The 11,189-nt window shown below is 72.0% G+C and carries 13 protein-coding genes and 1 tRNA gene; 1 reads left to right on the plus strand and 13 read right to left on the minus strand.

All coding sequences use genetic code 11. The features are described from left to right. Nucleotides 1-7 precede the first annotated feature (7 nt). The 13 genes from VGO20_RS06190 to VGO20_RS06250 all read right to left on the minus strand — a co-directional run bounded on the left by VGO20_RS06190 (nt 8) and on the right by VGO20_RS06250 (nt 10,018). A tRNA-Phe gene (locus VGO20_RS06190) sits at nt 8-83 on the minus strand. A gap of 96 nt (nt 84-179) precedes the next feature. Then, a complete protein-coding gene (locus VGO20_RS06195) occupies nt 180-383 on the minus strand; it encodes a DNA gyrase inhibitor YacG (RefSeq protein WP_327501434.1) in 204 nt (67 codons plus the stop codon). A gap of 4 nt (nt 384-387) precedes the next feature. Beyond that, nucleotides 388-1,593, minus strand: coding sequence for a ribonuclease E/G (locus tag VGO20_RS06200; protein WP_327501435.1), 1,206 nt, complete (start codon nt 1,591-1,593; stop codon nt 388-390). Further along, nucleotides 1,590-2,159, minus strand: a complete 570-nt coding sequence (locus VGO20_RS06205; protein ID WP_327501436.1) for a Maf family protein — start codon at nt 2,157-2,159, stop codon at nt 1,590-1,592. Before VGO20_RS06205 ends, VGO20_RS06200 begins: the two co-directional genes overlap by 4 nt. Before the next feature lie 47 nt (nt 2,160-2,206). Next, nucleotides 2,207-2,425, minus strand: a complete 219-nt coding sequence (gene infA / locus VGO20_RS06210; RefSeq protein ID WP_327501437.1) for a translation initiation factor IF-1 — start codon at nt 2,423-2,425, stop codon at nt 2,207-2,209. Between the two features lie 111 nt (nt 2,426-2,536). Continuing rightward, nucleotides 2,537-2,737, minus strand: a complete 201-nt coding sequence (locus VGO20_RS06215) for a hypothetical protein (protein WP_327501438.1) — start codon at nt 2,735-2,737, stop codon at nt 2,537-2,539. 297 nt (nt 2,738-3,034) lie between these two features. After that, nucleotides 3,035-4,807, minus strand: a complete 1,773-nt coding sequence (locus tag VGO20_RS06220) for an IlvD/Edd family dehydratase (protein ID WP_327501439.1) — start codon at nt 4,805-4,807, stop codon at nt 3,035-3,037. Nucleotides 4,808-4,925: 118 nt separating this feature from the next. Then, nucleotides 4,926-5,834 carry an SMP-30/gluconolactonase/LRE family protein gene (locus VGO20_RS06225; RefSeq protein WP_327501440.1) on the minus strand — a complete coding sequence of 303 codons (909 nt, stop codon included), beginning with the start codon at nt 5,832-5,834 and terminating at the stop codon, nt 4,926-4,928. Continuing rightward, entirely contained in the window at nt 5,831-6,490 is a 660-nt protein-coding gene (locus VGO20_RS06230; protein ID WP_327501441.1) for a 2-dehydro-3-deoxy-6-phosphogalactonate aldolase, read from the minus strand. Before VGO20_RS06230 ends, VGO20_RS06225 begins: the two co-directional genes overlap by 4 nt. Continuing rightward, a complete protein-coding gene (locus VGO20_RS06235; RefSeq protein WP_327501442.1) occupies nt 6,487-7,434 on the minus strand; it encodes a 2-dehydro-3-deoxygalactonokinase in 948 nt (315 codons plus the stop codon). Before VGO20_RS06235 ends, VGO20_RS06230 begins: the two co-directional genes overlap by 4 nt. A 52-nt stretch (nt 7,435-7,486) precedes the next feature. Further along, nucleotides 7,487-7,675 carry a hypothetical protein gene (locus tag VGO20_RS06240; RefSeq protein WP_327501443.1) on the minus strand — a complete coding sequence of 63 codons (189 nt, stop codon included), beginning with the start codon at nt 7,673-7,675 and terminating at the stop codon, nt 7,487-7,489. 7 nt (nt 7,676-7,682) lie between these two features. Then, nucleotides 7,683-8,366: a response regulator transcription factor gene (locus VGO20_RS06245; RefSeq protein WP_327501444.1), complete on the minus strand. Its 684-nt coding sequence runs from the start codon at nt 8,364-8,366 to the stop codon at nt 7,683-7,685. A 152-nt stretch (nt 8,367-8,518) separates the two neighbouring features. Then, on the minus strand, nt 8,519-10,018 hold the full coding sequence (locus VGO20_RS06250; RefSeq protein WP_327501445.1) for a CoA-acylating methylmalonate-semialdehyde dehydrogenase: 1,500 nt from the start codon (nt 10,016-10,018) through the stop codon (nt 8,519-8,521). Between the two features lie 102 nt (nt 10,019-10,120). Between VGO20_RS06250 and VGO20_RS06255 the strand changes: the two genes are divergently transcribed. After that, nucleotides 10,121-11,026 (plus strand): LysR family transcriptional regulator, encoded by a 906-nt coding sequence (locus VGO20_RS06255; protein WP_327501446.1) that lies wholly within the window; start codon nt 10,121-10,123, stop codon nt 11,024-11,026. Nucleotides 11,027-11,189: the final 163 nt, after the last annotated feature.

Genomic DNA, 11,189 nt, shown 5'->3' on the forward strand with positions numbered 1-11,189 from the left:
GGAAAAATGGTGCCCAGGGACGGAGTCGAACCGCCGACACGGGGATTTTCAGTCCCCTGCTCTACCAACTGAGCTACCTGGGCATCTCGGGCGTGCTGCACCGCTGGGGCGATGCGTCCCGGTTGGGAGGCCGCTTATAGCCAGATTTTCCGGGGCTGTCCAGCGGGTCCGAACCGATTTCAGTAAGATTTTTCGCCGTCGCCGGCTTCCGTCTCGATCTCGGCCTCGGGGTCGTCGACCGAGACGCGGTAGACGCCGTTCAGCCAGCGCGAAAGGTCCACGTCGGCACACCGGCGCGAGCAGAACGGCCGGTACTTCGGGTCGGCGGCGTCGTGCCCGCAGATCGGGCAGGCCGGCGCGGTCTTGGTCGAGGTCGTGCTCATGGGCCTAAAGGTTGGGTCGCTGGCGGCCCGCTGCAAGCAGCAGGTCGGGAACCGGCGGGCCGCGGCGCGGACGCACCATCTCGACCAGGCCGAGCCGCGTCAGGCCGTGGACCTGGACCGCCGACGGGTCGTCCGCGACCGCATGCGTCAGCTCCGCCACCAGCCGCTCGCGGTCGCGCTCGGCGCGCATGCCGATGAAGTCCACGACGACGATGCCGCCGAGATTGCGCAGGCGAAGCTGGCGCGCGATCTCGCGCGCCGCCTCCAGGTTCACCGCCAGCGCGTTGCCCCGCTCGCCGCCGTTCACGTCGACCGCGATCAGCGCCTCCGTCCGGTCGATCACGATCGACCCGCCGCCCGGCAGCGGCACCACGCGCTCCGCCAGGTCCGCGATGGCCCCGTCCAGGTCGTGGCGCTCGAACAGCGGCGCCGGGCCGCGGTGGCGCGTGATCCGTCCCGCCAGGTCGGGCGCCGCCTCGGCCGCCCAGGCCGCCAGCCCGGCGAAGGCCGCCTCGTCCTCGACGACGACCGCGTCCAGCCCGCGGGCACCCTGCTCGACCACCGCTCGCAGCGCCGCGTCCGGCGGCGCCTTCAGCAGCGCCGGCGCCGCACCTGCCGCCGCCGCCTCGACCGCGCGCCAGGACAGGGCCAGCCACTCCGCCTCGGCCTCCAGCAGGGCCGGGTCGGCGTCCGCCGCCCCCGCGCGCACGATCCAGCCGCCTCCGGCCGTCACACCCTCGACCAGCGCCACGAGACGCTGGCGCTCCTCCGCGCGGCCCAGGCGCCGCGACACCGTGATCCCCGGCGCCAGCGGCGTCGCCACCAGGAAGCGCCCCGCCAGCGCCACGTCCATCGTCAGGGTCGGGCCCTTGGTCCCGCCCGGTTCCGCCTTGACCTGGACCAGCACCGGCTGGCCGCCGCGCAGCAGCCGGCCGATCGGCTTGTTGCCGGCCCGCGCGTCCTTGCGCGTCGCAGCACCGGGGACGCGGATGTCCGACAGCGCCAGCAACCCCGCGCGCCCCTCTCCGCCCAGGTCGACGAAAGCGGCGTCCAGCCCCGGCACGATCCGGTCGACCCGGCCGAGGAACACCGCGCCGAGCAGGCTCGGCAGCTCGGCGCTTTCCATCTGCAGGTCGGTAAGCACGCCGTCGACCACCGTCGCCGCCCGCAGCAGCGGCCCCCGGCGGTCGATCAGCAGCTCGACCGTCACGCCGGGTACCCGACGCCGCGCAGCATTCCCGCGACCTCGAACAGCGGCAGCCCGACCACGTTGCTGTAGGACCCCTGGAGCCAGCGCACCAGCACCGCGGCGCGGCCCTGGATCGCGTAGCCGCCGGCCTTGCCCCGCCACTCGCCGGACGCGAGATAGGCGGCCTTCTCCTCGTCGCTCAGCACCTTGAACGCGACCACCGTCTCGACGACGCGGACGAGCCGGCGGCCGTCCGGCAGTGCCAGCGCGACCCCGCCATGGACGCGGTGGCGCCGGCCCGACAGCAGGTCGAGGCAGCGGCGCGCCTCCCCCTCGGCCTCGGTCTTGGGCAGGATGCGCCGCCCGACCGCGACGACGGTGTCGGCCGCGAGCACCGGCGCGTCCGGGCGCAGCAGCGCGACCGCCTCCGCCTTGGCGAGCGCCAGGCGCTCGGCGTGCTGCCTGGGCAGTTCGGCCTTCAGCGGCGCCTCGTCGATGTCGGCGGGCAGCACCGCCGCGGGTTCGATCCCGATCTGGCGCAGCAGGTCGAGGCGCCTGGGCGACGCCGAGGCGAGGACGAGGGGCATAGGAGGAACCATGTCGGCGGACCGGAACCCGGGGCGGACCCCGGGACCTATTTGAAGCGGAAGATGATCCGACCCCTGGTCAGATCGTACGGCGTCATCTCGACGTTAACGCGGTCTCCGGCGAGGACCCGGATGCGGTTCTTTCGCATCTTTCCGGACGTGTGCGCAAGCACCTCGTGCTCGTTGTCGAGCTTCACCCGGAACATCGCGTTCGGCAGCAGTTCCATCACCGTGCCGGAGAACTCGATGAGGTCTTCCTTCACCATGAACCTTCTGGGCTCGCCCGTCGAAGCCGCCCAATAGGTGCTCGCTCCCCAACGGACGGTCAAGCGTTTTCCCTTGGCACCCGCAGTAACGGCGAAGGACAGGCCGGCTGCTCACCAGCCCCGCCGCCGCCCTTCCCTCGCCGCACCTTCCCCGCCGGCCGGCGGGATACCGATGGCCGGGGTGCCGATGGGCGGGATACCGATGGCCGGCGTGCCGATGGGCGGCGTGCCGGACGGCGGCCTGCTCCCCTCCTCCGCGTTCGCGGGTTCGCGGGGCGGCGTCGGGCCGGTGACGACATCGAAATCGAACATCTCGAGACCTCCTGGGTTGGGAGGCCGACCGGACCGGGAGACTGACGTTCTGGGAAGAACTGTGCGTCGGAAAACGCGAAAGCCGCCTCGGGTCCGGGCGGCTTCGGTATCTACGACTGCGAACGCGTGATCCTATGCCGCCGGAAAAAACCAGCGGCCAAAGTATCGGGAGCTTTCCCGGAGCATGGGCGGGACCATCTGCGTCATGGGCATCACCCTATCGCACTGCGCGCCCGGCGCCAAGGCGTCTTTTCGCCCACCCCCTCCCGCGCCGCGGGAGGGGGTGGGTATGCCCGTTCAATGGTTGTCGCGCGGCACCGCGTCGACGACGCCATGGTACTTGACCGCCAGCTCGATGCAGCCGCCGCCGTCGAGCTGGCCGACGGTCGAGCGGTAGATCTCCTGCCACGGCGTCTGGGCCGGCGGGATGTCGGCCTGCCACGCCGCGCGCCGCGCTTCCCACTCCTGCGGGTCGACCACGGCGTCGGCCGTGCCGGCGCGCAGGTCGATGCGCAGCCGGTCGCCCGTGCGGATCAGCGCCAGCCCGCCGCCCACCGCGGACTCCGGCGCCGCGTTCAGGATCGACGCGCTGGCCGAGGTGCCGGACTGCCGGCCGTCGCCGATGCAGGGCAGCATCATGATCCCCCGCTTGATGAGGGCCGCCGGCGGCTGCATGTTGACCACCTCCGCCGCACCCGGCCAGCCGATCGGGCCGCTGTTCCGGATCACCAGGATCGAATCCTCGTCGATGCCCAGCGACGCATCATCGATGCGGGCGTGGTAGTCCTCCGAGCCCTCGAAGACGACCGCCCTGCCCTCCAGCACGCCGGGATGGCCGGGGCGGTTCAGGTAGCGCTCGTGGAACTCGTCGGAGATGACGCTGGTCTTGATGATCGCGTTGTCGAACAGGTTGCCCTTCAGCACGATGAAGCCCGCCCGCTCCTTCAGCGGCCGGTCCCAGGCCCGGATCACCTCGCCGTCCGGCTCGCGCGCACCCGCGACGTTCTCGGCCACCGTCCGGCCGCTGGCCGTCAGCGCCGAGCCGTCGAGCAGCCCGTGCGCCAGCAGCTCCTTCATCACCGTCATCAGGCCGCCGGCCCGGTAGAAGCCCTCGCTGAGATAGCGGCCGGCCGGCTGCATGTCGACCAGCAGCGGCACGTCGTAGCCGTGACGCTGCCAGTCCATCGGGTCGATCTCGACCCCGGCGTGGCGCGCGATCGCGGCGATGTGCGGCGGCGCGTTGGTCGAGCCGCCGATCGCGGAGTTGACGATGATGGCGTTGCGGAACGCCGCCGGCGTCAGGATCCGGGACGGCCGCAGGTCTTCCTCGACCATCTCGACGATGCGCATCCCGGTCGCGTAGGCCATCTGCCCGCGCTCGCGGTAGGGCGACGGGATCGAGGCGTTGCCCGGCAGCGTCATGCCCAGCGCCTCGGCCAGCGAGTTCATCGTGTTCGCCGTGCCCATCACGTTGCAGTAGCCCGGCGACGGCGCCGAGGCGCAGACCACGCGCATGAACTCGTCATAGTCGATCTTGCCCGCGGCATGGGCCAGCCGGGCCGCCCACACGATGGTGCCGGACCCGGCGAGCTTACCCTCGTACCAGCCGTCCAGCATCGGCCCGGCCGACAGCAGGATCGCCGGCATGTCGACCGTCGCCGCCGCCATCAGCTGCGCCGGCGCCGTCTTGTCGCAGCCGCCCGTCAGCACGACCCCATCGAGCGGGTAGCCGTGCAGGATCTCGACCAGGCCCAGATAGGCGAGGTTGCGGTCGAGCGCGGCCGTGGGGCGGCGCCCCGTCTCCTGGATGGGATGGACCGGGAACTCGAACGCGATGCCGCCCGCGTCCCGGATGCCGTCGCGCACGCGCTTGGCCAGCTCGATATGCGGGCGGTTGCACGGCGACAGGTCCGATCCGCTCTGCGCGATCCCGATGATCGGCTTGCCGGATTGCAGCTCCTCGCGCGTCAGCCCGTAGTTCAGGTAGCGCTCTATGTAGAGCGCCGTCATCCCGGGATTCTCCGGATTGTCGAACCACAGCGAACTGCGCCGTCTCTTCCTGCTGGTCATGCCGATGTCCTTAGTCTTCGTTGCGGCGAGCCTTCGTTGCGGCCGTGACGCCGGCCGACCGGGACCGTCATGAAACCATAGCGCATCGGGACGGGGCGTTGCACGCTCCAGTCGCCGCTCACGCGAGGCGGACCCGCGGCTCGGCCCGGCCGCGGACCGGAAGATCGACGTGCAGCACCGCGCCGGCCGCCGGCTGGCCGGCGAGATCGTCCTCGGAAAGGTTCCCGCGCGCGGTCGTCACCACCAGCCGGTCGAGCGCCGCCCCGGCGAAGGCGGGGCATGTCGGCTGCGCGACCGGCAGGCGCACCGACGCGGTTCGCCTGCCGTCCGGGGCGTAGCCGTCCAGCGACCAGCCGCCCCAGCGCGCGTTCCACAGCGTGCCGTCCCCGTCCACGATCGCCCCGTCGGGCATCCCGTCCTGCTCCGCCTCGCCGGGACCGGGCGCCCGGAACACCGCGGGATCGCCGAGCGGCAGGCCCGTCCCCGGGTCGGTCTCCACCCGCCAGATCGTCGCCCGGGCGGTATCGGCGAAATAGGCCGTGCGGCCGTCGGGCGCGAAGCAGATCGCGTTGGGGATCGTGAGCCGCGCGAACAGCAGCCGCATCTCGCCGCCCAGGAACCACCAGACCGATCCCCGCTCCGGCTCCGCCCCACGCCCCATGGTGCCGATCCAGAACGCCCCGCAGGGATGCACGCGGGCGTCGTTCGAACGGGTGCCGGGGTCGTCCGCCTCCAGCGCCGCCACGACCCCCGACGTGCCGTCATCGAGGTCGAACAGGCGCAGATCCACCTCGGTCGCCAGCAGCACCCGCCGCCCGTCCACCAGCGCCGCCGCCGACGCCATCACCGGCAGCCGGTGCGTCCGGGTCGGCCCGCCGTCGAAGCGCTTCTCGTGCAGCGTGCGGCCGAGGATGTCGAACCACACCAGGCTGCCGCGCTCGGCATGGGCCAGCGGCCCTTCGCCCAGCGTCAGCGGCTCGGCCGACCAGACGGTGACGGCGGGGGCCGCGGCACCGGCGGGACTCATGCCCGCAAGGTCCCGAAGGCCGCGTCGAAGGCCGCGACCGCGGCGCGCGCCCGCGCGGCCACGGCCTGCGCGCCGTCGCCGGGACGATAGAGGCTGCTGCCGAGGCCGAAGGCCCGCACGCCGGCGCGCGCATAGGCGGCGAACTGGCCCTCCCCGACCCCGCCGACGGCCGCGATCGCCGTCGTCGCGGGCAGGACCGCCCGGATCGCGGCGATGCCGGCCGGGCCGAGCACGAAGGCCGGAAACACCTTGAGCGCCGAGGCCCCGGCTTTCAGCGCCGTCAGCGCCTCGGTCGGGGTGAAGACGCCCGGCAGCGACACCATGCCGTTCGCCACCGTGCGGGCGACGACCTCCGGGTCGACATTGGGGCTGACGACGAGCCCGCCGCCCGCGTCGCGCACCGCATCGACCTCGGCCGCGGACAGGACCGTGCCGGCGCCGACCAGGACGCGGTCCGGCAGCACCGCCCGCAGGCGCGCGATCGACGTCAGCGGGTCGGGCGAGTTCAGCGGCACCTCGACCGCTCCGAACCCGGCCTCCGCCAGCGCGATCCCGATCGCCTCCACCTCCTGCGGGCGCACGCCGCGCAGGATCGCGACCAGGTCGCGGGCGAGCGGCGGCCAAGGGACCGCGCCTGGACCGGAAGATGCGTTCATGCGGACCGCCTTTCGAAAGCCTCGGGCCAGAACCTGCGCGCGGCCAGCGTCAGCCCGTCCAGCACCGCCCGGTCGGCCTCGATCGCGCGGACCTCGGCGCCCGCCGCCTCGATCGCGCGGGCATAGAGCCCTGCGAGCCGGCCGGAGGCGACCAGCGTCACCCGCCGCGCAGCACCATCCGCGAGCTGCCCGCCGACCTCGGCGCCGATCAGCAGCCCGCTCAGCCGGTCCGCGGTCTCGCCGCCGCCCGCTCCCAGCAGCAGCCCGCGCGCGCGCAGCGCGAACAGCGCCGCCACCGCGCCCCCCGGATCGGCGAGCCCGCGGGCGAGCCCGGCCAGGAAGTCCGGCGCGTCCGGCCGCCCCGTCCCCTCCTGCCCCGCCACCGCATGGCGCAGGATCGACTGCTCGCACAGGAGCGCGAACAGCTCCCCCGTCATCACCGTGGCGAAGCCGGCCACCCGGCCCCCGGCCAAGCGGACCCATTTGGTGTGCGTGCCCGGCATGCAGACCAGCCCGTCGGCCTCGCCCTCCCCGGCGAGGAAGCCGAGCAGCTTGGTCTCCTCGCCGCGCATGACGTCGGGGCGGTCGGGATCGCGCACCGCCAGGCCGGGCAGGATGCGCACGTCGAGCGCGGCCGCCGGGACGCGGACCGCATGGTCGAGGATCTCGCCCGGGGACGCGGGCACGTCGACATAGGGCGCCTCGTGCCAGCCCTCGCGCGAGCCGGCCATGCCGCAGACCGCGACCGGAAGCGCGGGCGCGCCGAGCGCTGCGAGATGGGCCGCGAGGACGTCGGCATACCCGTCGCGCGCCAGCGCCCGCATGCCCTGTTCCGAGCGCCGCTCGCCCACGACCTCGCCCCGGGCATCGACGAGCCGCAGGCGGAAGCTGGTGGTGCCCCAGTCGACGGCGGCGAAGACGGGCGGTGCGGGATGGGGCTGCAAGACGGCCGGCCTCGGCGGCAGTGGATGGCGGTGTATCGGTTAGGGCGCCACTCTACTCCGTCGGGACGGCGCCGAGGAAGCCGGTGCGTCGCGTCGGGTCGGGCTCGGTGTAGCACTCCGGATCGGCCAGGGTGCTGTAGCACCAGAGCGCCACGTCCTCACGGACGGCGGACCGGTCGCCGGCGCAGCCGGCCAGGACCAGCAGCGCCGCCGCCGCCGTGATGACGCTCACTCCAGCCATGGCCGCCTCAGGCGATTTCCAGGTTGTTGCCGCCCGCCGTATCCTCGCCGAAGCCGTTGTTGAGCGCCCAGATCGCCGCCTGCGTGCGGTTCGAGGCGTTGATCTTGCGCAGCAGGCTCTTGAGGTGGACCTTGACCGTCGCCTCGGTGATGTTGAGGTGGTTGGCGATGATCTTGTTGCTGTCGCCGTTCAGCAGGCAGCGCACGATCTGCGCCTCGCGCTGCGACAGCCCCTTGCCCGAGACCGGCGGTGCGTCCAGCGCCCCGTTGCCGTTGGCCCGGCCGCTGATCAGCAGTGCCGCCAGATGGGTCGGGAACACCTTCTCGCCCATCATGACGAGGCGCAGCGACTGGTCCAGCGCGTCGATCGAGATGTCCTTGATCAGGAACCCGTCGGCGCCGGCCTGGATCGCCCTGGCCATGACGCCGGCGTCGAGCTGCGTCGACAGCAGCACGATGCGCGCCTCGGGGCAGGCGGACTTGAAGGACCCGACCACCTCGCTGACGTCCCCCAACCCCGCGGGGTCGACGAGGATCAGTTGCGGCGTGTCCTTTCCCGCAACGAGAGAGAGAGCCTCATCCAGACTCGACGCGCCCTGCGTGATCTGGAAATCCCGGTCCGCGAACAGGGCCTTCAGCCCTTCGCGAAACAGCTTGTTCGCGTCGACCAGGGTGACGGCGACCGATTGCATCGACGGCTCACTCCAAAGTGGGTTGATGTGCCTGACAATCTACTCCGTCGACCGTGCTTGATCCACTTATTTGTTAATTCACCGTTAACTATTTGGTTGCGACCGGCCCGGAGGCCGGGCCGGTCGCGTCCAATGCGCTCTGTCCAGCGCGCTCAGTCCATCGTCGGGATGACGAAGCTGGCGCCGGTCTTGATGCCGCTCGGCCAGCGCGAGGTGATGGTCTTGGTCCGGGTGTAGAAGCGGACCGCGTCCGGGCCGTGCTGGTTCAGGTCGCCGAAGCCCGAGCGCTTCCAGCCGCCGAACGTGTAGTAGGCGAGCGGAACCGGGATCGGCACGTTGACGCCGACCATGCCGACCTCGACCCGCGAGGCGAAGTCGCGCGCCGCGTCGCCGTCGCGGGTGAAGATCGCGACGCCGTTGCCGAACTCGTGCTCGGTCGGCAGGCGCAGCGCGTCCTCGTAGCTGTCGGCGCGCACGACCGAGAGCACGGGGCCGAAGATCTCCTCCTTGTAGATCCGCATGTCCGGCGTGACCTTGTCGAACAGGCAGCCGCCCATGTAGAAGCCGTTCTCGTAGCCCTGCAGCTTGAAGCCGCGGCCGTCGACCAGCAGGTCGGCCCCTTCCTCGACGCCGAGCTGGACGTAGCCCTCGACCCGCTTCATGTGCTCGCGCGTCACCAGCGGGCCGTAGTCGGCGGTCGGGTCGGTGCTCGGGCCGATCTTCAGCGTCTCGACCCGCGGCACCAGCCGCTCGAGCAGCGCCTCGGCGGTCTTGCGGCCGACCGGGACGACGACCGAGATCGCCATGCAGCGCTCGCCGGCCGAGCCGTAGCCGGCGCCGATCAGCGCGTCGGTCGCCTGGTCGAGGTCGGCGTCCGGCATGATCAGGGCGTGGTTCTTGGCCCCGCCGAAGGCCTGGACGCGCTTACCGGCCGCCGTGCCCCGGGTGTAGACGTATTCCGCGATCGGGGTCGAGCCGACGAAGCCGACCGCCTTGATGTCGGGATCGTCGAGGATCGCGTCGACCGCGACCTTGTCGCCGTTGACGACGTTGAGGACGCCCGGCGGCAGCCCGGCCTCCATCAGCAGCTCCGCCAGGCGCAGCGGCACCGACGGGTCGCGCTCGGACGGCTTCAGGATGAAGGCGTTGCCGCAGGCCAGCGCCGGCGCGAACTTCCACATCGGGATCATGGCCGGGAAGTTGAACGGCGTGATCCCGGCGACGACGCCGAGGGGCTGGCGCATCGAGTGGATGTCGATGCCGGGCCCGGCCCCCTCGGTGTACTCGCCCTTCAGCAGGTGCGGGATGCCGACCGAGAACTCGACCACCTCGAGCCCGCGCTGGATGTCGCCCTTCGCGTCGGGGATGGTCTTGCCGTGCTCCTTGGCCAGCAGCGCCGCCAGGTCGTCGAACTCGCGATGCAGCAGCTCCAGGAAGCGCATCAGCACGCGCGCGCGCTTCTGCGGGTTCATCGCCGCCCAGCCGGGCTGCGCCGCCTTGGCGGACTCGACCGCGCGCCGAACCTCGCCGACGTCGGCCAGCGGCACCCGCCCGCCGATCTCCCCCGTCATCGGGGTGTAGATGTCGGTGAACCGGCCCGAAGTCCCCTCCACGCGGCGGCCATCGATGAAGTGATAGAGTTCCGTCACCACGGCATTCCTCCGATTGTCATTGTGCCGGACTGTTCCATTGCCATCGGCGCACATCCACGTGCAAATTCGTGAAATCGCTGTGCGGAGATGGTGCAGCCGGTCATGCGGGATTTCGACTGGAACGACGTACGGTACTTCCTCGCGGTCGTCCGCGCCAGAACGCTGACGCTCGCGGCGCGGCGCCTCGGCACGAATCACACGACCGTGGCGCGGCGCATCGCGGCGCTGGAGGCGGCGCTGAACGCGAAGCTGTTCGACCGCCATGTCGGCGGCTACGTCCCGACCGAGCAGGGCGAGCGCTTCCTGGAGGAGGCGGAGGCGATGGAGGCGTCGGCGATCCTGGCGCGCAGCCGGATCGCGGATTCCGCCGCGACGCTGTCGGGCGCGGTGCGGATCGGCGCCCCGGACGGCTTCGGCAGCTTCTTCCTCGCCCCGGCGATCGGCGCGCTGTGCGACCAGCACCCCGAGCTGGAGGTCGAGATCGTCGCGATGCCGCGGGTCTTCAGCCTGTCCAAGCGCGAGGCGGACATCGCGATCAGCCTCGCCCAGCCCTCGCAGGGCCGCCTGGTCGTGCGCAAGCTGACCGACTACCAGCTCGGCCTGTACGCGGCACCCGGCTACCTGGACCGCGCGCCGCCGATCCGCGGGCGGGCCGACCTGCCCGTCCACCGCTTCATCCACTACATCGACGACCTGCTCTACACGCCCCAGCTCGACTACGTGCCGCAGATCGACAAGGCGATCCGGCCGCGCCTGCGCAGCGCCAACCTGGTGGCGCAGATGCGCGCGGCGATGGCCGGCGCCGGCATCTGCGTCCTGCCCTGCTTCATGGCCGACCCGGAGCCGGGGCTGGCCCGCGTCCTGGCGGGCGAGGTGGCGCTGACGCGCAGCTTCTGGCTGGCCGTCCACGCCGATCAGCGCAACCTCGCGCGCATCCGCACCACCAGCCAGTTCATCGTCGACGCGGTCCGCGACGCGCGGCCGCTGTTCCTGCCGGCCTCCGCCTGAGGCCGCCGGGGCCGCGCCGCCCCTAGGAGTGTGTCCGAGTAAATGAACGGCCGTCTTGTTGAGGTTCTGTTGGCAGGCGGGTTCTGGAAAGAATGGGGCGGGGTTCAGGCGCGGGCGCCGGCGAGCTTGAGGAGGTTGTGTACGGTGCACAGGAAGGCCCATT

This window comes from Arenibaculum sp., from assembly GCF_035998295.1.
In the GTDB taxonomy this organism is placed as follows: Bacteria; Pseudomonadota; Alphaproteobacteria; order Azospirillales; family Azospirillaceae; genus DASYHS01.